Source organism: Sphingomonas sp. SORGH_AS_0438 (genome assembly GCF_031453475.1).
Taxonomy (GTDB): domain Bacteria; phylum Pseudomonadota; class Alphaproteobacteria; order Sphingomonadales; family Sphingomonadaceae; genus Sphingomonas.
Genome location: NZ_JAVIZS010000001.1, coordinates 826073 through 846518, shown reverse-complemented (window position 1 = coordinate 846518; position 20446 = coordinate 826073). Strand labels below are relative to the sequence as shown.

Genomic DNA, 20446 nt, shown 5'->3' with positions numbered 1-20446 from the left:
ACACTGATCCTTTCAGGGCCGGCGGTGCGAACCGCCGGCCTTTTGCTGTCCGGTCTTTCCCTCCGCGACCGGAGCCATGCCGTTCGGATGCTTGAAAGACCCGGTGGTTAGCCCCACCATGGGGACGACCATGGACCGCCTCGACCCGCTTCTCGTGCTCAGCGCCTATGCGGTGGGCGTCTTCCCGATGGCGGACGATCGCGAGGCGGACCAATGCTATTGGGTCGAGCCCAAGCGGCGCGCCATCCTGCCGCTCGACGGCTTCCACCTCTCCCGCTCGCTCCGCAAGGTGATCGCGCAGGACCGGTTCCGCGTCACCGCCGACACCGCCTTCGAGCGCACGATCCGGCTCTGCGCCGAAAGCGCCGAGGATCGCCCCGAGACCTGGATCAGCCATCCCATCGAGCAGGTGTTCCTCGACCTGCACCAGCGCGGGCTGGCGCATTCGGTCGAATGCTGGCTGGACGATCAATTGGTCGGCGGCCTCTACGGCCTGGCGCTGGGCCGCGCCTTTTTCGGCGAGAGCATGGTCAGCCGCGCCACCGACGCGTCCAAGGTCGCGCTCGCCTGGCTCGTCGCGCGGCTGCGGGTGGGCGGCTTCACCCTGCTCGACTGCCAGTTCCAGACCGCCCACCTCGCCACGATGGGCGCGGTGGAGATCGATCGCTCCGACTATATGGCGTTGCTGGGCGCGGCGCTGGGCGACGGCGCCGCATCCTCGCCGGCCGACTCGTCCGGCTCGGCGGCGGGCGGCGGCGATTTCGCCGCGCTCGACCGCTTGGCCGGCGCGGCCAGCGTCTCGGTGGCGGGACCAGTATCGGGGAAGGACATCGTGCAGCTCTTGACCCACACGTCATAGACGGGGTGCTGGACGACGTTGAGCCCCGGCCGCTCCTTGAACAGCCAGCCGGAGAAATGCCGACGCCAGATCCTGTCGGCACCACGCACGTCCACCTGCATGAACGCGCCGGTCAGTTGGTCCTGCTCCCAGGGGGCGGTGCGTTCGCAGGCGCGCAGGCGCAGCACCACGTCACCGGTGCGCTTGGCATCGCCCGGTCGCATCGTCACGTCGCGGCTTTCGCCATTGCGCTTGTTGAGCAGGCCGATCACCGCGACGCGTTGCGCCATCGGCGTCACGCCCGACGCGGCGGCGACAGTGCCGTTCGCATCGACCGTCTCGATGTCGCTGCGCGTCGATTCGGGCAGGATCTGCTCGATCCGGTGACCGCCGGCCAGCGGCGTGCGGCGGTCCTGATAGGCGCGCCAGCCGAACCAGCCGCCAATCGCCAGCGCCACGGCCACCAGGGCCGCGGCGATCCAGCGAATCATCCCTCCGGCGTCCAGGCTTCGTAATCGCCGGTGGCGGCGGCGCGGACGCCCCCCTTCTCCAGCGCGCCGGACGGTCGATAGGCCAGCGGCGTGCCGGTCAGGTTCGGCAGCGCCGGCTTCTGCCACGGCCGGACCGGGGGCAGCGCCTTGGACGGCACGTCGTCGATCTGGTGGTGCAGCCAGCTGAACCAGTCGGGCGGCACCCGGCTGGCATCGTTGGAGCCCTGATAGATCACCCAGCGGCGCGGGTTGCCGGCGGTGTCGGTGCCGCCTTCATAATAGACGTTGCCCAGCTCGTCCTCGCCGACGCGCGCCTTGCCGCGCAGGCCGTACAGCATGGTGCCCCAGGAGGCGCCGTTCCACCAGGTGAAGGGATTGAGGTTGATGCCCATGGACCAGCGCTTACCGCGACCCGCGCCGCGCTTCAACCACCAGCATGGGGGCCGCCGGGCAACGTCCACTGTACCCGGTCGCCCTCGCCCAGGCCAAGCTCCGCCATGCGGCCACCGCGCACCTCCAGCACCGCCGCCACCGGCTCGCCCGAAGAGAGCGGCGTCTCGTCGAGCGGCACCGTGTTTTCCGCGATCCGGGCGATGGTGCCGTCCGGCCGGATGAACACGATATCCAGCGAAGACGGGGTGTTCCTCATCCAGAAGCTGGTCGCGACCGGCGGGCCGCCATCCGGCGGATAGGGCGCGAACAGCATCGCGAAATCCGGGCCCAGACCGGTGCGGTACATCAGCCCCTTTTCCTGCTGCGCCGCCGTCCGCGCGAGTTCGGCCTGGAAGACATGGCGTCCGCCGGCGCCGGTGATCGTGACGGGGATGGTCGCGACCGCCGCCTCGTCCTGCGCACCCGACGTTCCCCGACAGGCGGCGGGGCCGACCAGCGCCGCGGCGAGCGCCAGTCGAAGCAGGCGGTGGCGAATCACGCGCCGACCGGCTCGACCAGCACGGCGAGCGGTCCCTTGCGCCCGTCCACGACGCGGGCGCGCAGCGGCTGGTCCGGCTCCACCACCAGCACCCCGCCGCGCCGCAACGTCTCCATATGCACGAACACGTCCGCCCCATCGCTGTCGCGGATCAGAAAGCCATAGCCCTTCAGCCGGTTGAACCATTTCACCACGGTCGGCTCGAAGGGTCCGGCGCGATCGATCAGGCCGGCCGGATCGACCCGATCCACCCCCACGCGCGACCGGGGCGCGGTGGGTTCCTCCACCGCCTCCGACAGGTCGATGGTCAGCACCTCGCGCGCCTGATAGCCGCGCCCGCGCTGGACCGCCCGCGCCTCGACCCGCGCCCCCTCGGGCAGGCTGCGGCGGCCATGCGATTGCAGGACGCTGAAATGCACCAGAACGTCGCCGATGGACGGATCGTCGGACACGGCGAAACCGAATCCGCGCGTCACATCGAACCATTTGATGACGCCGCTGATCGCGATCTCACCATCCTCGACCGAACCGCCGCCCGATCCCCCGTTGGTTACGCTGCCCCTGTCGGGCACGCTCCCACCTTGCGTGTCCAATTGCATAAGTCACCCCTGACGGGGCCTTGCTACCATGGATCGCCCTCGTCGCAATGCTCAAGCGTTACCGCATCGTTAAATTCCGGGACATCGCCCGGCCCGGCCTCGACGATCCGGCGCGCCACCGCGAAGCCATGCCCCGCCCGCACCATCGCCGCGATCTGCTTCTGCCGGCGGGCGGGATCGGCCGGCTCGGTGGCGAACGGCCCGATCCGCTTGCGTTTGGCAAAGGCCAGCGCACTGGCCCCCTCCCCCTCGGCGGCGATGGTCCGCGCCGGCACGGCATCCGCGTCGTCGACCCGCGCCTGGCGTAGCGCATCGGCGACGCGACTCGCGCCGAAACCCCGCCTGGTCAACGACATGGCCTTGTTCTCGGCATAGAAACGATCATCGATATAGCCCAGGCCCGCCATCCGCTCGGCGACCGCCGCCGGGTCGACCGGATCGCCCTCCCAGCCCCGCTCGCGGATCTTGCGCCGCAGGTAATCGGCCAGTTTTCCGCGCGTGGTGGCGAATCGCTCAACATAGCGGAGCGCTAGGCGATCGAGCGCGGCCGCGTCGAGCGCGGGGGGCGGTGTGCGCGTTCGGGGGCCTCTGGGTGGCATTCGCCTTGTTTGTGCCACATAGCCTAAGGAAGAGATAGCGTGACGAATTGCCCCCGAAGGACCTTGGCCTAGATGACGACCGCTCCCACCCCCCAGTCCGCGCCGATTGCGACGCCGACCGAGGACGCGCTGCCGCGTCGCTATGCGAATTTCGCGACGCTGGGCGAGGCGCTGGACTATGCCGCCACGGGCGTGCGCGGGCTGAATTTCCACGATGCGCGCGGCACGCTGGTCCGCCCCTATGGCTTTGCCGAGCTGCGCGACGACGCGCTGACCACGGCGCGACGGCTGATCGCGGCGGGCGTGGCCCCCGAGGACCGCATCGCGCTGGTTGCCGAGACCTCGGCCGAATTCGCCGCCCTGTTCTTCGGCGTGGTCTATGCCGGTGCCTGGCCGGTGCCGCTGCCGCTGCCGACCTCGTTCGGCGGCCGGGATTCGTACATCGATCAGCTGCGCGTCCAGCTCGGCAGCTGCGACCCCAAGATGCTGATCTATCCGCCCGAACTCGCCGACATGGCCAAGGCGGCGGCGGAGGCCTGCGGCGTCGAGGGCACCGACTGGGCCAGCTTCGCCGAGCAGCCCGCACCGGATGTCGCGCTGCCCGAGGCGACCTCGGACCAGATCGCCTATCTCCAATATTCCAGCGGCTCGACCCGCTTCCCCCACGGCGTCGCGATCACGCACGAGGCATTGCTCAACAATCTGGCGGCGCACAGCCATGGCATGGCGATCGGCCCGACCGATCGCTGCGTCTCCTGGCTGCCCTGGTATCACGACATGGGCCTGGTCGGCTGCTTCCTGTCGCCGGTCGCCAACCAGGTGTCGACCGACTATCTGAAGACCGAGGATTTCGCGCGTCGCCCGCTCGCCTGGCTCGACCTGATCAGCCGCAACCAGGGCACCACCCTCTCCTATTCGCCGACCTTCGGCTATGACATCTGCGCGCGCCGCATGTCGTCGCAGACCAAGGCGTCGGACCGGTTCGACCTGTCGCGCTGGCGCGTCGCGGGCAATGGCGCGGACATGATCCGCCCCGACGTGATGCAGAAGTTCGTCGACGCCTTTGCCGATGCCGGCTTCCAGGCCAGCGCCTTCCTGCCCTCCTATGGTCTTGCCGAGGCGACGCTGGCCGTGTCGCTGATGCCGCCGGGCGAGGGGATCCGCGTCGAGCTGGTCGAGGAGACCGAATTGTCGGGTGCCGATCGCGACGGCAACCGGCCGCAGCGGTTCCGCGCGATCGTCAATTGCGGCAAGCCGGTGCGCGACATGACCGTCGAGATCCGCGAGGAGGACGGCACGCCGTTGCCCGAGCGGGCGATCGGCAAGGTCTGGTGCAAGGGGCCATCGGTGATGGTCGGTTATTTCCGCGACCCCGCCGCGACCGAGGCGTGCATGGCCGATGGCTGGCTGGATACCGGCGACATGGGCTATATGTCGGACGGCTATATCTACATCGTCGGCCGCGCCAAGGACATGATCATCGTCAACGGCAAGAACCATTGGCCGCAGGACATCGAATGGGCGGTGGAGCAGCTGCCGGGCTTCAAGGCCGGCGACATCGCCGCCTTCGCGATCACCACGCCGGGTGGCGAGGAGACGCCGGCGGTGCTGGTCCAGTGCCGCAGCAGCGACGAGGCCGAGCGGGGCCGGTTGCGCGACGCGATCCGCGAGCGGGTGCGCTCGGTGACCGGCATGAACTGCGTGATCGAGCTGATCCCGCCGCGCACGCTGCCGCGCACCTCCTCGGGCAAGCTGAGCCGGGCCAAGGCGCGCAATCTCTATCTGGCCGGCGAGATCAAGCCCTACGACATCGCCGCCTGAGGGCGGCGGGTCGGGGTGATCGCCAGCGCCCCGTCACGGATCGGCCATCCCGGCCAAAGCCGGGATGGCGCGTGGTGACAGCGAAGGTCGACGGTCCGACATCCGCTGAGGAACCGCCCGCCTATTTCAGGGGATCATGCCCCCAATTCATCAGCGAATAGCGCCAGGTGGAATCGTCCTTGTCCTTCTTCTTGTCCGGACCACCCTGCGCCAGATGGCGGTGCACATAGCCGACGACCTTCTGCATATGCGCATAGTCGTCGTCGGTCAGGTCGGCCTTCTTCTTGTGTTTGATCGCAACGATCCGCTCGCCCGAGTCATGGCCGACACCGGTGCCGGACTCCTTGCTCTCCTTGGTCTTCAACCATTTTTCCAGTTCGGACGGGGTCATGTTGACCGCCTCGCCGAAGTCCTTCCACACCTGATCGTGATCGATCTCGGCCATATGCTGCTCCTCTGTCCGTCACCGCCAACGCCTTGGTTCCGGGACGGTTGCGATCAGGCGGTGAGCAGCGCCGCGATCGCCCGCTGATAGACGACCGCCGCCCGGACGAAGTCGACCAAGAAGCCGATCCACATCGCCGAGACGATGGCGAGCGACGCCAGGTCCAGCCGCCACACGCGCCGCCCCTCGCCCTCGCGCAGCCATGCGGCCGCATGGCCGACGCGAAAGCCGACGAAAATCCAGGCCAGCAGCACCTGCGCCACCCCCGCCTGCCGCGCGAGCATCAGCAGCGGGATCAGTCCCAGCACCAGCATCGGCAGCACGAATACGCCCACGGCATCGGTCCCGCCCGCCCCCCGCGTCCGCCGCACCAGCAGCGCGGACCAGAGCCCCAGCATCAGCGCCGCCAGCGCGAAGCCCGGCCAAAGGATATGCAGCAGAACCATAGGCCGACCCTTACCAGCGATCCTGCCAAAGTGATCGGGATCGAGGCATGTTCCAGCCGGCTATTCCCCGGCCCGCAGCGGGTTGAACGCCATCACCACGCCCGACAGCAGGAAGAAGCCGAGCGGCACCAGCGCCACGGTCCAGCGTATGTCGGCCAGCGTCTCCGCCGATTGCGCGACATTGGCGACATAGCCCGCCTTGCCGAAGCTGAGGCCCAAGATCGCCGTCGCCAGACCGATCGCGACGCGTTGCAGCAGCGCCGCCAGCCCGAACACGATCCCCTCGACCCGGACGCCGGTGGTCCGCTCGCCATAGTCGATCGTGTCGGGCAGCAGCGCCCAATAGGCGAAGTGCAGCCCCACCGTCGCCGCCTGCATGAAGATCAGGAAACCCTGCATCGGCGCGATCCGGTCGATGCCGATGATCGCGAAACCGCCTAGCGCCGCGACGCACAGGCCGATCGCGATGAACCAGGCGCGCCGGGTGCCGGTGGCATGGGCCAGTGCCATCCACACCGGCACCGCCGCCGCGCTGACCGCCAGCATCGCCGCCAGCGCGACCTGCCCCGCGCCTTCGCTGCCGAAGACGTATTTGAAATAATAGAGCACCGACTTGTTGAGGATGGTGGTCGCCGCGATCATCGCCATCATCGCCGCCGACAGGGTGACGAAGGCGCGGTTGCGCGCCAGGCTGACCAGGCATCGTGCGATCGACGGGCGATCCCCCGGAGCGGGTTCCGGCACCGCCAGCCGCGTCGTGGCGCCCACCGCCAGCAGGATCGCGGTGGCGAGGCCGGCGAAGAGCAAGGCCGCGCCGAAATAGGCGCGCGGCCCCGCGCCCAGCAGCCATGTGCCGAGCCAGCCGGTCCCCAGCGCCACCGTCACCGCCGCCGCCGTCCCCGCCAGCATCCGCAGGCCGGCGACGAAGGCGCGGTCGCGACTGTCCGGGCTGACCCGCGCCGACAGCGCCAGATAGGGCACGTTGACCGCCGCATAGGCGGTGCGGAACAGCAAATGGCCCGTAAGGATGAACAGGCTGGCCCAACCGCCCGTCACCGGCGGCGGCGCATAGGCCAGGACGAAGCTCAGCCCCAGCGGCACTGCCCCGACCATGATCGCGATGCGGCAGCGCCGGCCGTCGCCATAGCGGTCGACCAGCGCGCCGACCGCGAAATTGGCGATCCCGTCCCAGATCGACGCCGCCAGATAGAGCGCGGCGGCGCGCTCCACCCCCAGGCCCAGCGCCTCGGTGTAATAGAAGAGCAGGTAGAGCAGCGCGCTCTGCCAGTAGAGATTGAACGCGAAGTCACCGAAAGCGAACAGCGCGAGGCGCGGCTTGGACGACCGCGCCCCCTGGTCCGTGACGATCACCGCGTCACGATCAACCGGCTGCCGCCCGGCTGGTCGGGCAGCGTCACCGCCACCGTGCCGTTCGCGGGATCGAACCGCGCCGGCTGGCTGCGACCGCTCAGCGTCGCCTTGCCCTCGCGGACCCGGTCATGGACGATGACGGTCATCGCGGTCCACCACGGGGCATAGCGACCCTCGCGCGGGGCGAAGTCGATCGTGACCCGGCCATCGCCCGATAGGCGGCAGCTGACATGCTGGCGCAGATAGTCGCCGCTGGCGAAGCCCATCGAATGGCCGTCGTCGAAATACAGGTCGCCCGCGCAATCCGGCCCCGGATAGACATGCAGTTCCAGCGGTCCCTGCGGGCGCTCCGACGTGCTCTGGACCAGGGGCTGGCGCGGCAGGATGGTGCCGGCGCGCACGAACACCGGCATCCGGTCGAGCGTCGGCGTTTCCATCAGCGTCAGGCTGGCGGTGCGCGCCGCCCCGGTCGCCTGGCTTGCCGACTGGACGGGTCCGTCGCCGCCCTGCATCTGGCCCTGTACCGGCCGGCCCGACCAATAGTCATACCAGCCGCCGGCCGGCAGGCAGATGCTATAGGCTTGCGGGCTTTCCGGCCGGGGATTGCCCGCGACCAGCAGCTTGCCACCCAGCGTCCAGGCCATGCTCTGGTCGCAACTGGCCGAGGCGGCGGCCGGATAATCGTAGAAGACCGGCCGCATGATCGGGTCGCCGCTGCGCGCGTTCAGTTCCGCCAGCCCATAGAGATAGGGCATCAGCCGATAGCGTTCCTCCACATAGCGACGGCGGATCGCCAGATGCTCCGGCCCGTCGACCCAGGGTTCGGCGCGCGGCGTGTTCTTGGCGCTATGATCGCGGAACACGGGGGTGAAGGCGGCGACCTCGAACCACTTGGTCAGGAGGTCGGCGCTGGGGCCCCCGGTGAAGCCGCCGACATCCGCCGCGCTATAGGCGAAGCCCGACAGGCCCAGGTTGAGCAGTTGCTGCACCGACAGCTTCAGATGATCCCAGCTCGACACATTGTCGCCGGTCCAGGTCACCGCATATTTCTGCCCCCCGGCATAGCTGGCCCGCGTCATCACGAAGGCGCGCTCGTTCGGGCGGAGCGTGCGCAACCCGTCATAGGTCGCGCGGGTGTTCTGCATCCCGTAGATATTGTGGACCTCGGCATGGGTCGCGGTGCGGGCGGCGAAGCCGTCGCTGTCGATGCGATGGACCGTGTCCAGCGGCATGGTCTTGGTCGGCGTCTCGAAGATCGCCGGCTCGTTCATGTCGTTCCACACGCCGGCGATGCCCCAGTCGACCTGCTGGCGGAACAGCGTGCCATACCAGTCGCGCGTCGACTTGCGGGTGAAGTCGGGAAAGACCGACGGGCCTGGCCAGACCGGCGCGACATAGGTCTTGCCGTCGGCGGCATGGACGAACTGGTCGCCCGCCACGCCGCTGTCATAGGGGGCATAGCCCTGGTCCGGCGCACGGGCGACATGCAGGTCGGTGATTGTCACCAGCTTGATGCCCTGCGTCCCCAAGTCGCGGACCAGCCCGGCCATGTCCGGAAACGCCTTGGTATCGACGGTGAAGGGGCGGTTGCGATCCTGCCAGTCGATGTCCAGCCAGATCACGTCGGTCGGCACGCGGTCCTGGCGCAGCCGGTCGGCGACGGCGCGCGTCTCCTGGGCGGTCATATAGCTGTAGCGCGACTGCTGATAGCCGAGCGCCCATTGCGGCATCAGCGGCGACCGGCCGGTCAGGTCGCCATAGCGGCGCACCACTTCGGCGGTGCTCGGTCCGGCGATGACGTAATAATCGACCGGCCCGTCCGGCGCGCCCATCGCCAGCACATTGTCCTCGCGATGGCCAAAGTCGAACCAGCTCCGCCAGCTATTATCGAGGAACAGGCCATAGCTGCCCCCCGCCCCGCCGGTGGCGACGAAGAAGGGGACCGACTTGTAGATCGGGTCGGTGCCGACGCCGAAGCCATAGGCATCGGTGTTCCAGTCAACGAAGCTGCCACCGCGCCGGTCGAGCGGCCCGGTCTTGTCGCCCAGCCCGTAATAATGCTCCGCCTGCGGCATCGCCTTCTTCAGGGTGAAGCCCCGGCCGTCGAACGCGACCGGCAACGAGTCATCGGCGAGGATCACCTTGCCGGCGCGGTCGGTGACGGTCAGCGCCAGCGTCTGCGGATCGACCTTCACCCGCAAGGCGCTGGTCGAGAAGCCGTCCGCCCCCGGCTTGACAGCGGCGCGCAGCCTGCGCGTCTCGCTGTCCACGGCCCAGCTGGCATCCTCGGCGAAGCGGCCGTCCCGGGCGACGCGGATGCGGAGCGTCTCCGGGGTCAGCGCCACCACCTGCATCGTGGCGACGGCATTCCGCACCTCGACCCCGCCCGCAACCGGCGACATTTGCGCCGCCGCCGGGGCCGCGACGGCGACCGCCGACAGCAGCCAATATCCCTTTTTCATACCCTCTCCCGTCGCTTGTCCCGCGAATCATCTTGGATCGGGCTATAGCCGCATAGCCGTGCCGGCCGTGAGGTTCGTGAAATCGTATGCATGGCGGGGCGCCGGTTTCCTCCCCCAAGGCGGGGAGGAAACCGGCCCGCTTACTTGGCCCCGCAGCGGACCGGGCCCGGCGGGGCGCTGGCGATGCGGATCGAGGACAGGTCGATGCCGAGCGCCGCGCTGCTCGACAGCGCGAAGGGCACCGTCACCCGGGTCATGTCGACCCCGCCCTGCGCGAAGCAGCTGAGCGGCACGGAGAAGATGCCCCATTCACCCGCATCCGCATCGAGCAGTCCGTTGACCGGCACGCTCGCCGTCTTGCCGCCGGTCATGGCCAGCGTCACCGCGCCTGCGGGCTTGGTCACCACGCGATACGCGACCACCAGACTGAGCTGGCCATTGGCCTCCCGCGTCAGGTCCATCGGCGCGGTCGCCTCGATGCGGGTCATGCCCGCGCCGGCAAAGGCCAGCCTCAAGCTGTCCTCCTGCGCCGCCCGATCGGTGCGCGTCTGGACGACGCGGCCCTCGTTCGCCAGTCGGTCGCCCGCCGCCACCCGACCGCGCACGAACAGCGCGTTGCGGTCGCCCGCCGCCGCCGCCGGGCGGCTCTCGTCCAGCCGGCCGAGCGGCGCACCCTTTTGCGCATAGGTCAGGCCATAGCCGATCGGGAAGAGCGGGTCGTAAGGCGCATCGCGCCGGTTGAGCACATATTGGTCGAGCCGCTTGGGCCAGGAGAAGCTGAGCCGGCCCCGGAAATCCTGTTGCGGCCGGCCATCCTTGCCCGCCAGCAGCATGTCGGCGACGCCGCCGCCCTCGGTGCCGGGCAGGAAGGCCGCGACGAAGGCGTCGGCCGCGTTCAGCTCTGGATTGACCCACATCGGCCGGCCCGACAGGAACACCGCGACGACCGGGATGCCCGCCGCCTTCAGCCGCTGGAGCAGGACGAGGTCGCTCTTGTCCTCAGGGCTGTATTCCAGCGTCGGCCGGTCGCCGGTAAACTCGGCATAGGGCGTCTCACCGAACACGACGATCGCCGCATCCGGCTTGGCGGTGTAGCGGCCATCGACCGACAGCGTCGCCTTGCCGCCCGCCGCGCGCGTCGCCTGGTCGATGCCGCTCCAGATCGACTGGCCGTTGGGGAAGGCGGAATTGGGCACGTCCGCCCCCTGCCAGGTGATCGACCAGCCGCCCGCCTGCTGCGCGATATTGTCCGCACCGCGTCCCGCGACCAGAATATTGGCGCTGGCCTCGAGCGGCAGGACGTTGCCGTCATTCTTCAACAGCACCATCGACTCGCGCACCGCCTGGCGGGCGATGGCGCGGTGCTCGGGCGCGCCGAGCAGTGCGAACCTGCCGGCCATCGGTCGCGACGAGGGGCGGCCCGCCTCGAACGTCCCGGCCAGCATCTTCACCCGCAGGATGCGCCGGACCGCATCGTCCAGCCGCGCGGCCGGGATGCGACCGTCCTTCGCCTCGGCCAAGGTGTTGGCGTAGAGCTGCTTCCAGTTCGGGCCGGAATACATGAACATGTCGAGCCCGGCATTGATCGCCGCCGGGCAATCCTCATTGGAGCAGCCGGGCACCTGGCCATGCGCGTTCCAGTCGCCGATCGTGAAGCCGTCGAACCCCCAGCGCTCCTTGAGCACGCCGGTCAGCAGGCTCTTGTTGCCGGTCATCTTCTGCCCGTTCCAGCTGGAGAAGCTGGGCATCACGGTCAGCGCCCCGGCCGGCAGCGCGGTGGTGTAGCCGGCGGCATGGATGTCGCGCAGTCCCTCTTCGGACACGCGCGTGTCGCCCTGATCGCGGCCGCCGGTGCCGCCATCGCCCAAGAAATGCTTCACCGAGGAAATGACATGGCCCTTGCCCATGAAATCCTGGCCGATCCGCCCCTGGATGCCCTGCACCATGCGGCCGGCATAGGAGGCGACGATGGCCGGGTCCTCCGAATAGCTTTCATAGGTCCGGCCCCAGCGATCGTCCTGCACCACCGCCACGGTCGGCGCGAAGCTCCAGTCGATGCCGGTCGCCGCCGTCTCCAGCGCGGTCGCGCGCCCGATCTTCTCGACCAGGTCGGGATCGCGCATCGCACCCAGGCCGATATTGTGCGGGAACAGCGTCGCGCCGACGATATTATTGTCGCCATGCACCGCATCGGTGCCCCAGATCACCGGGATGGCGGGCCGGCCGTCGGACCGCTTCATCGACGCGTCGTAGAACTGATCGAACAGTGCCAGCCACTTGGCGGCCGGCGCATATTCGTCGCCGCCCGGCGCAGAATTGCCGCCGTTGAGGACCGAGCCGAGCTTGTACGTCTCCAGATCGGCAGGCGTGATGCTGGCGATGTCGACCTGGAGGAGCTGGCCGACCTTGTCCTCGATCGACATGCGCTGGAGCAGGGCGTCGATCCGCGCCTCCAGCTTGGGGTCGCGCTGGCGCGGGCGGGCGAGCACTGGCCAGCTCGCCGGATGGGCGGTGCTGGTTGCGGCGGGCGCGGTCGTCTGTTGCGCCGAACCGGCTCCCGATACCGCTATCAGCGCCAGTATCGCCGTCGTTCCAAGCCCCATTGCACGCATCACACTCTCCCGTCTTGGACCGTTCATCCCGGCCTTCGCCGCCTTCATAGGTGGCTGATCCGCAAATGCATATTCGGCTTTTGCCTTTTCCGGCGCGGACGGGCAGCGTAACGGCCATGCGCCCTGCCCCTTTGTTGATGATCGCCGCTACCATGATCGCCCAGCCCTTCGCCGCCTCCGCCCAGACGGATCAGGAGCGCGAACGGCGGCTGCATGAGGATTGGGCCTGGCTGGGCCGCTACCAGGCGGAAAACGCCGCCCTGCCCGCCGCCCGGACCGATGTGCCGCGCATCGTCTTCCTGGGCGATTCCATCACGCAAGGGTGGGTGGAGAAGGCGGGCGGTTTCTTCACCCCCGGCCGGATCGGACGCGGGATCAGCGGGCAGACGACGCCGCAAATGCTGCTCCGCTTCCGCCAGGACGTGATCGACCTGCATCCTGCCGTCGTGCAGATCATGGGGGGCACCAACGACATCGCCGGCAATACCGGCCCGATGACGGCGGCGCAGAGCCAGGCCCATATCCGGTCGATGACCGAACTGGCCCAGGCGCATGGCATCCGCGTGATCCTGGCTTCGATCCCGCCGACCGATCATTTCCCATGGCGGCCCGGCATCGCGCCCGCGCCGCGGATCGCCGCGATGAACGCCTGGCTGCGCGACTATGCGCGCTCGGTCGGTGCGACCTATGCCGATTACTGGACGGCACTGCATGATGGCCAGGCGATGCGCGCCGCCTTCACGATCGACGGCGTGCATCCCAATGCCGCCGGCTATGCGGCGATGGCCCCGGTGGCGGAGGCGGCGCTGGCGCAGGCGCTCGCCGCCCCCGCCCCCCGCGTCACCGCACGCTAGAGCGGTTTCCGATCAGGTTGAACCACCGTCATCGCCCTGCGGGCAACCGCTTCGCAGCGGGGCGCTTTCGATCCGGGGCGGCGTTGCTTGTTGGTCACGATGCTTCGGCATCGCTCCCTCCGCGCGCCTTGCCCCGAACCGAAATCACCGCCGTGCCGATGATCCAGCCTGATCGGAAAACGTTCTAGCCGCCTCCTCGCGCGACCAGAGGCGCGCCGCGCCGCGCACGCCCGAGGAATCGCCCCAGCGCGCCGGCACGATCGTCGCCCGCCAGTCGCCGCCAAAGGCATAGGTGGCAACCACGGCCGGCAGGCGCTCGTAAAGTTCGTCGACATTGGACATGCCGCCGCCCAGCACAAATATGTCGGGGTCGATCATGTTGGCGACCATCGCCATGGCGCGGCCCAGCCGGTCGACATAGGCGTCGAGCGTCGCCACCGCCTGCGTCTCGCCGGCCCGGGCGGCGGCGACGATCGCCGCGCCATCCAGGCGCTCGCCGGTCCGCCGCTGATGGTCGCATCGCAAGCCGGTGCCGGACACCAGCATGTCGAGACAGCCGTTCCGCCCGCACCAGCAAAGCGGGCCCGGCGCTTCCGCCTTGGTCATCCAGGGCAAGGGCACATGGCCCCACTCGCCGCCCATGCCGTTCGCGCCCTCGACGATACGGCCATCCACCACCAGCCCGCCGCCGACGCCGGTGCCGACGATCACCGCGAAGGCGGACGCCGCACCCGCCGCCGCACCGTCGACGACCTCGGACAACGCCAGGCAATTGGCATCGTTCGCCAGCCGCACCGGCCGGCCGAGCGCTTCGGTCATATCCTCGCGGAAACGGCGACCATTGAGCCAGACGGCATTGGCGTTGCGCATCAATCCGTCGCGCGGGCTGACCGATCCGGGCGCGCCGATGCCGATCGTGCCGCGCATCCCCAATTCCGCCTCGACCCGCCCGATCAGCGAGGCGATGGTGGCGATCGCATCCTCATAGCCGCCGGGATTGGGCGCGCGCATCCGGGCCAGGAACGCACCGTCCGCGTCCAGCGCGGCCGCCTCGATCTTGGTGCCGCCGAAATCGATCCCGATCTGGATCACGCTCGCTCTCCCATCTCTGCCCGCATCGGAACGCGGCCCCTGCCCCGCCATCCGACATTAAGTCAAATTGGATTAATTAAGGGAGAATGCTTGACCCAGATCGTGAAGCACGGGGATAGTCGGGCCGGATCGCCGCCCCTTATCGAGCGGTCGGCAGCGCGGGAGAGCGTGGTGATGTTCGGCAAGCTGGGATCGCGCCGTCGCACCGGGGACAGCATCGCCCCGCATGAGACACGCTTGTCCCGCAGCCTGTCGGGCACCAACCTGGCGCGGGCCGGCGACTATAATCTGCGCACCGTCCTGCAGGCGATCCGCCTCAACCCCGGCACGACCCGCGTCGCGATCGCCGCGCAGACCGGCCTGACCGCCCCGACCATCGCCAATATCACCGGGCGACTGTCGGAGATGGATTTGGTCCACACCATCGGCCGCCGCCAGGGCGGTCGGGGCCAGCCCGCGCTGCAACTGGAGGTGAATGCCGACGGGGCCTTTGCGATCGGCCTCAATCTCGATCGCGATCATCTGACCATGGTCACGCTGGACCTGATCGGCACCGTGCGCAGTCGCGCCACGCGGGACATCGCCTTCGCCTCGCCGTCCGATGTCAGCGCTTTCGTGGCCGAGACGCTCGCCCCGCTGATCGCCGAGGGCGGAGTCGACCGCGACCGGGTGCTGGGTGTCGGCATCGCCATGCCAGACGATCTGGGCAGCATCGCCCTGCCGCATCGCCCCGTCGACTATGATCGCTGGACCGGGCTGGACATCGCCGCGCACCTTGCCCCTGTGTTCCCCTGGCCGATCCATGTCGACAATGACGCCGCCGCCGCCGCGCTGGGTGAGGCGCAGCATGGCGGCGCGTTCGATGCGCCCAGCTTCTTCTACCTTCTGATCAGCGCCGGCCTGGGCGGCGGGCTGGTGATCGACCGCACCTATCATCGCGGGGCCCATAAGCGATCGGGCGAGATCGGCCTGATGCCTGACCTCTCCGCCGATCGGCCGGGCGCGGTGGTGCAGGACATCGTGTCGCTGTCCGCGCTGCTCGCCCGGCTGGAGGCGGCGGGTCTGTCGCCGACATTGGCGACGATCGGACGGCCGGAGGCTGGGGTCGTGATCGACCAGTGGCTGGCGGACTCGATCGACGCGCTAGTTCAGCCGATGATCGCGATCACCTGCCTGTTCGATCCCGATGCGGTGCTGATCGGCGGACGCCTGCCGATGCCGGTGATCACGCGGCTGGCGGTAGGGCTGACGGAGCGACTAACCAAGGCACGGCTACCGGTTCATACGCCGATACTGCCGGCCATGATGGCGCAGGACGCGCCCGCCATGGGGGCCGCGATCCTGCCCTTTCTCGCGCATCTGCTGCCGTCCGACGCGATCCTGATCCAGGCCGGACGATAAGGTCCCTGTCCCGATCGACGAGGGATGGTCGGGGGCGGACCGTTTCAGGCCCGCCCCACCATGCCTAGCGGCAGCGGAACTGGTTGCGCTCGATCGCGCGTCCGGCCAGCGCACCGCCGGCCGCGCCGAGCAGCGTGCCGATGGTCTGCGAACCGCCCGATGCGATCAGATTGCCTAGGATGCCCCCCGCCGCAGCACCGACGATCAGGCCGGTCGTGCCGTCCGGGCGGCGGCAATAATAACGGCCGTCCTGGCCGCGATAGACGCGGTCGTTGGCGGCCAGTCGACGCTCCCGATAGCGGGGCGCGTCGACATAATAGCGATCGGCATAATAGCCGTTATAGGCGGGGTCGGGACGGTCGTAATCATACGAGGCATAGCTTCGATACTGCGGGTCCATGCCGATACCGCCATATTCCGTACAACCACCCAGCAGGCTGGCAGCGGCGGCAACGGCGAGGATCATGCGCATTGAGGCTCTCCTTGTTCGTGACAGCCGCTCAATGCACAAGACCCCCGCCGGGTTGCTTTAGATCAAGGTCGCGTCCAGCGAAATTTCGGCGTTGAGCAGCTTGGAGATCGGGCAGTTCGCCTTGGCCTCCTGCGCGATCCGGTCGAACTCGGCCTGGTCGATACCGGGCACCGTGGCGCGCAACGTCAGCGCCGACTTGGTCACCTTGAAGCCGTCGCCATCCTTCTCCAGCGTGACGGCGGCATCGGTGTCGAGCGTGCCGTCATTATGCCCGGCACCCGCCAGGGCGAAGCTCAGGGCCATGGTGAAGCAGCTGGCATGGGCCGCTGCGATCAGCTCCTCCGGATTGGTGCCCGGTTCATTCTCGAACCGCGTGTTGAAGCCATAAGGCTGGTCGTTGAGCACGCCCGAACCCAGGCTGACATGGCCTTTGCCCGACTTGCCCAGGCCTTCATATTTCGCGGACGCCTTGCGCACGGTCATGGATGTTTCCTTACTTTGGGGGGGGAACGGAAAAGGGATCAGCCGATCGACGAACCGCGATCGGCCGCGAAGCTCGGCGCGGGGCCGGTGGCCGGGCGCAGCGACTCGCGCTCCTCGGGGGTCGGGATGGCGGTCGGATCGGGGCGGAACGCCTCGGGTGCGCAGTTGGTGCCGGGCTCGGGCGCGTCGGGCGCCAGATCGGGCGCGGCATGTTCGGCCGGGTTACGCTTGGGCCGGCGCGCGAGCAACGTCGCCGCGACCAGCGATCCGACCGCCGCCACGCCCGCCGCCGCCAGCGCGATCACGCGGGTCCGGTCGTGGTCGGGCTTGTGTGCCGCCTTGCCCTTGCCCTTGGGCGGATGCGGCTTGCCCGGCTTCGCATCGCCGTGCGGCCCGGCCTGGCCCTTCTTGGGCGGAGTCTTGGCTGCCATGGAACGAACCTCCTGATACTGCTGGGGCGGGATAACGGCTCGTTTGATGCCCCTGTTCCCAACCGCTCGTCAGGCGATGCCGAACGGCACCACATGGTTCGACTGGCTGTGCCCCACCTCCGCCCGGCCGAGATAGGGAATGCCGAGCGACGCGGCGGTGCGCGCGATCATGACCTCCAGCGGCTCGGTCCAGGCCGGCTCGTTTGCCTGGATGTCGTTGACCACGCCCAGCCGCAGCCCCGCCAGCCCGCGCAATTGGGTGGCGTGGCCGACCGTCCACAGCATCCGGTCGATCCGGTACATCGGCTCCGACACCTCCTCGATCACCAGCACATGATCGGTCAGGTCGGGCAGCCAGGGCGTGCCGATCAGCGCGGTCAGGATCGACAGGTTGAACGCCGCCGCCGGCCGGCCGTCCAGCCCCGGCTCCAGCCCCTGCCGGTCGCCGCGCACCAGCCAGCCCAGCGTGCGCGCCACCGTCTCGTCCCCCTTCACCCGATTGATGTCGGTCGCCATCGGCGCATGGATCGGCCGACCGATCCGCCGGGCATAGAGTGCCGCCAGCACGAACCCCATGTCCGAATAGCCGGCATAGGATTTGCGCGCGGCGGCCGCGTTCAACTGCGGCATCACCGCGTCCAGGATGCGGTTGGAGCCATAGCCGCCGCGCGCGAACCAGATCGCGTCGAATGCCGGATCGTTCGCGATCTGGAGGAAGGCGGCGGCACGCATCGCGTCCGATCCGGCGAAATGCCCGTCCTTCTCGAAACATTGCGGGTGGAAGACCAGATCGACCTCCGGATAGGCGATGGCGGCAAAGGCCCCGGCGCGCGCGGCGACGACCGGATCGATCGGCCGGGCGGGAGCGACGACACCGATACGCATGGACCTGATCCCCCTGTTCGCCCGCAGGCTCGCTTGCCCGGACGGGCAAAGGCCGATAGCGCGCGGGGATGGAGATCGGCAAACCCCTATTCTTCGTCGGCATCGGCGGGTCCGGCATGATGCCGCTGGCGATGATCGTGCAGGCGCGCGGCGGCACCGTCGCCGGATCGGATCGCGGGCTGGACCAGGGCCGCGCACCGGCCCGGTTCGACGCGCTGCGCCACCTCGGCATCGCGCTCCACCCGCAGGACGGCAGCGGCGTCGTCTCGCCCGACCAGCGCATCGTCGCCTCCGCCGCGATCGAGCCGAGCGTGCCCGACATCGTCGCCGCCGACCGGCTGGGCTGCGAGCGGTCGACCCGTGCCGAACTGCTCGCCCAATTGTTCAATGCCGCCGTCCTGCCGATCGGCGTCGCGGGAACCAGCGGCAAGTCGACCGTCACCGGCATGATCGGCTGGATCCTCCACGCCTGCGGCCATGGGCCCACGGTGATGAACGGCGCGGTGATGAAGAACTTCGCGACCGCCCATACGCCCTTCGCCAGCGCGCTGGTCGGCACGGGCGACGCCTTTGTCAGCGAGGTGGATGAAAGCGACGGTTCGATCGCGCTTTATCGCCCGCGCATCGCGGTGCTCAACAACGTCACGCTCGACCATAAGGGGCTGGACGAACTGCGCCGGCTGTTCGGCGACTTCGCCCGCTCCGCCGAGCATGTCATCGCCAATGCCGGCGATGCGGAGACGGCGGCGCTGATCGCCACCCTGCCCCAGGCGCGCACCTTCGCGATCGAGGCACCGGCCGATTTCCGGGCGGAGGCGCTGGTCCCGGAACCCTGGGCGATCGGTTTCGACCTGATCGCGCTGGGCGAGCGGCATCGCGTGCGATTGAACGTACCCGGACGCCACAATGTCTCCAACGCGCTCGCCGCGATCGGCGCGGCGGTGGCGGCGGGCGTACCGCTGGCCGAGGCGGTGCGCGCGATCGAGGGTTTCACCGGCCTGCGCCGCCGCTTCGACCGGGTGGGCGAGGCCGGCGGCGTCACTGTGATCGATGATTTCGGGCATAATCCCGACAAGATCGCCGCGACGCTCGACACGCTCCACGCCCATCCCGGTCGGCTGCTGCTGCTGTTCCAGCCGCATGGCTATGGCCCGTTGCGGATGATGGGGCGCGAACTGGCACAGGTGTTCGCCGAACGCTTGCGGCCGGACGATGTGCTGACCATTCCCGATCCCGTCTATCAGGGCGGCACGGTGGCCCGCGAGGTCGGCAGCGCCGATCTGGTCGGCTGGATCCTGCAGGCCGACGGACGGGCGCATCACGATGCCGACCGTGCGGCCGGCGTCCGGCGCCTGCTGTCCAGGGCGAAGCCGGGCGACCGCATCGTCGTGATGGGCGCGCGAGACGACACGCTCAGCCTGCTCGCTGCCGATATCCTCGCGCGACTGGAGGCGCGCCACCCATGACCGACCGACCCCGCCTCGCCTTCCACCATTCGCCCGGCCAGGGCCCGACCATCCTCTTCCTGCCCGGCTATGCCAGCGACATGCAGGGCAGCAAGGCGCTGGCGCTCGAAGCCTGGGCGCGGGCCCGGGGCCTCGCCTTCCTGCGCTTCGACTATGCCGGCTGCGGGCAGAGCGAGGGCGCGTTCGCGGACCAGACGCTGGCCGGCTGGCGCGACGACGTGCTGGCGATGATCGACCATGCGGTCGAAGGCCCGGTGGTGCTGGTCGGCTCGTCGATGGGCGGCTGGCTGATGCTGCTGGCGGCGCGGGCGCGGCCCGATCGGGTGGTCGGGATGCTGGGCATCGCCGCCGCACCCGACTTCACCGACTGGGGCTTCACCACCGAGGAGAAGATGACGATCCTCCAGACCGGCCGGCTGGAGCGCGCCAACCCCTATGGCCCGCAGCCGACGCTCTATACCCGCGCCTTCTGGTCGTCGGGCGAGGCGAACCGGCTGATGTTCGGCCCCATCGCCTTTTCCGGCCCGGTGCGGCTGCTGCATGGCCAGGCCGATCCGGACGTGCCCTTCGTGCGATCGGTCCGGCTGGCGGAGCTGATCACCTCGCCCGACGTGCATCTGACGCTGGTCAAGGACGGCGACCATCGCCTGTCGCGCGACGGCGACATCGCGCTGCTGATCGGGACGCTGGCGCAGATGCTGGGCGCGATCGCCGATGCCGGGGAGCCTGTGGCCGCCTGACGGGTTG

Annotated in this window: 20 protein-coding genes and 1 pseudogene; 6 read left to right on the top strand and 15 right to left on the bottom strand. The window is 69.1% G+C overall.

Annotated features, from left to right (window positions below; genetic code table 11):
- Positions 1 to 130 precede the first annotated feature (130 nt).
- Positions 131 to 859, top strand: coding sequence for a leucyl/phenylalanyl-tRNA--protein transferase (aat, locus tag QE452_RS04130; RefSeq protein ID WP_125993923.1), 729 nt, complete (start codon positions 131 to 133; stop codon positions 857 to 859).
- Positions 860 to 894: 35 nt separating this feature from the next.
- Here aat and QE452_RS04125 read toward each other — a convergent pair.
- The 5 genes and pseudogenes from QE452_RS04125 to QE452_RS04105 all read right to left on the bottom strand — a co-directional run.
- Positions 895 to 1062, bottom strand: a pseudogene (locus QE452_RS04125) (DUF2155 domain-containing protein); the annotation flags it as partial.
- Between the two features lie 263 nt (positions 1063 to 1325).
- Positions 1326 to 1721, bottom strand: coding sequence for an NADH:ubiquinone oxidoreductase subunit NDUFA12 (locus tag QE452_RS04120; protein WP_125993924.1), 396 nt, complete (start codon positions 1719 to 1721; stop codon positions 1326 to 1328).
- A gap of 32 nt (positions 1722 to 1753) precedes the next feature.
- Positions 1754 to 2260, bottom strand: coding sequence for a DUF192 domain-containing protein (locus tag QE452_RS04115; protein ID WP_309659904.1), 507 nt, complete (start codon positions 2258 to 2260; stop codon positions 1754 to 1756).
- The gene (locus QE452_RS04110; protein WP_309659905.1) at positions 2257 to 2832 is read right to left on the bottom strand and encodes a cold shock domain-containing protein; all 576 of its coding nucleotides are present in this window, start codon (positions 2830 to 2832) and stop codon (positions 2257 to 2259) included. The genes QE452_RS04115 and QE452_RS04110 overlap by 4 nt, the downstream gene beginning before the upstream one ends.
- Before the next feature lie 50 nt (positions 2833 to 2882).
- The gene (locus QE452_RS04105) at positions 2883 to 3458 is read right to left on the bottom strand and encodes a RecX family transcriptional regulator (RefSeq protein WP_309659906.1); all 576 of its coding nucleotides are present in this window, start codon (positions 3456 to 3458) and stop codon (positions 2883 to 2885) included.
- 72 nt (positions 3459 to 3530) lie between these two features.
- Here QE452_RS04105 and QE452_RS04100 point away from each other — a divergent pair, with 72 nt between their 5' ends.
- Positions 3531 to 5279 (top strand): fatty acyl-AMP ligase, encoded by a 1749-nt coding sequence (locus QE452_RS04100; protein WP_309659907.1) that lies wholly within the window; start codon positions 3531 to 3533, stop codon positions 5277 to 5279.
- A gap of 121 nt (positions 5280 to 5400) precedes the next feature.
- On the opposite strand, the gene QE452_RS04095 is transcribed toward QE452_RS04100, so the two are convergent.
- From QE452_RS04095 to QE452_RS04075, 5 genes are all read right to left on the bottom strand, one after another.
- The gene (locus QE452_RS04095) at positions 5401 to 5724 is read right to left on the bottom strand and encodes a DUF3140 domain-containing protein (protein WP_309659908.1); all 324 of its coding nucleotides are present in this window, start codon (positions 5722 to 5724) and stop codon (positions 5401 to 5403) included.
- A 53-nt stretch (positions 5725 to 5777) separates the two neighbouring features.
- Positions 5778 to 6170, bottom strand: coding sequence for a hypothetical protein (locus QE452_RS04090; RefSeq protein ID WP_309659909.1), 393 nt, complete (start codon positions 6168 to 6170; stop codon positions 5778 to 5780).
- 60 nt (positions 6171 to 6230) lie between these two features.
- Complete coding sequence (locus QE452_RS04085) at positions 6231 to 7541, bottom strand: MFS transporter (protein ID WP_309659910.1); 1311 nt, start codon at positions 7539 to 7541, stop codon at positions 6231 to 6233.
- Entirely contained in the window at positions 7538 to 10003 is a 2466-nt protein-coding gene (locus tag QE452_RS04080; protein WP_309659911.1) for a TIM-barrel domain-containing protein, read from the bottom strand. The genes QE452_RS04085 and QE452_RS04080 overlap by 4 nt, the downstream gene beginning before the upstream one ends.
- 140 nt (positions 10004 to 10143) lie before the next feature.
- Entirely contained in the window at positions 10144 to 12615 is a 2472-nt protein-coding gene (locus QE452_RS04075; RefSeq protein WP_309659912.1) for a glycoside hydrolase family 3 N-terminal domain-containing protein, read from the bottom strand.
- Positions 12616 to 12767: 152 nt separating this feature from the next.
- Here QE452_RS04075 and QE452_RS04070 point away from each other — a divergent pair, with 152 nt between their 5' ends.
- A complete protein-coding gene (locus QE452_RS04070) occupies positions 12768 to 13469 on the top strand; it encodes a GDSL-type esterase/lipase family protein (protein ID WP_309659913.1) in 702 nt (233 codons plus the stop codon).
- A 144-nt stretch (positions 13470 to 13613) separates the two neighbouring features.
- Here QE452_RS04070 and QE452_RS04065 read toward each other — a convergent pair whose 3' ends face one another.
- Positions 13614 to 14561, bottom strand: a complete 948-nt coding sequence (locus QE452_RS04065) for an ROK family protein (RefSeq protein WP_309659914.1) — start codon at positions 14559 to 14561, stop codon at positions 13614 to 13616.
- 174 nt (positions 14562 to 14735) lie between these two features.
- Here QE452_RS04065 and QE452_RS04060 point away from each other — a divergent pair, with 174 nt between their 5' ends.
- On the top strand, positions 14736 to 15962 hold the full coding sequence (locus QE452_RS04060) for an ROK family protein (RefSeq protein WP_405052787.1): 1227 nt from the start codon (positions 14736 to 14738) through the stop codon (positions 15960 to 15962).
- A gap of 64 nt (positions 15963 to 16026) precedes the next feature.
- Here QE452_RS04060 and QE452_RS04055 read toward each other — a convergent pair whose 3' ends face one another.
- The 4 genes from QE452_RS04055 to QE452_RS04040 all read right to left on the bottom strand — a co-directional run bounded on the left by QE452_RS04055 (position 16027) and on the right by QE452_RS04040 (position 18233).
- Positions 16027 to 16434 carry a glycine zipper 2TM domain-containing protein gene (locus tag QE452_RS04055; protein ID WP_309659916.1) on the bottom strand — a complete coding sequence of 136 codons (408 nt, stop codon included), beginning with the start codon at positions 16432 to 16434 and terminating at the stop codon, positions 16027 to 16029.
- A 57-nt stretch (positions 16435 to 16491) separates the two neighbouring features.
- Positions 16492 to 16917, bottom strand: a complete 426-nt coding sequence (locus tag QE452_RS04050; protein WP_309659917.1) for an OsmC family protein — start codon at positions 16915 to 16917, stop codon at positions 16492 to 16494.
- A 38-nt stretch (positions 16918 to 16955) separates the two neighbouring features.
- The gene (locus QE452_RS04045) at positions 16956 to 17348 is read right to left on the bottom strand and encodes a hypothetical protein (RefSeq protein WP_309659918.1); all 393 of its coding nucleotides are present in this window, start codon (positions 17346 to 17348) and stop codon (positions 16956 to 16958) included.
- 69 nt (positions 17349 to 17417) lie between these two features.
- Complete coding sequence (locus QE452_RS04040) at positions 17418 to 18233, bottom strand: LD-carboxypeptidase (RefSeq protein WP_309659919.1); 816 nt, start codon at positions 18231 to 18233, stop codon at positions 17418 to 17420.
- 68 nt (positions 18234 to 18301) lie between these two features.
- Between QE452_RS04040 and QE452_RS04035 the strand changes: the two genes are divergently transcribed.
- Complete coding sequence (locus QE452_RS04035; RefSeq protein ID WP_309659920.1) at positions 18302 to 19699, top strand: glutamate ligase domain-containing protein; 1398 nt, start codon at positions 18302 to 18304, stop codon at positions 19697 to 19699.
- Entirely contained in the window at positions 19696 to 20439 is a 744-nt protein-coding gene (locus QE452_RS04030) for an alpha/beta hydrolase (protein WP_309659921.1), read from the top strand. Before QE452_RS04035 ends, QE452_RS04030 begins: the two co-directional genes overlap by 4 nt.
- Positions 20440 to 20446: the final 7 nt, after the last annotated feature.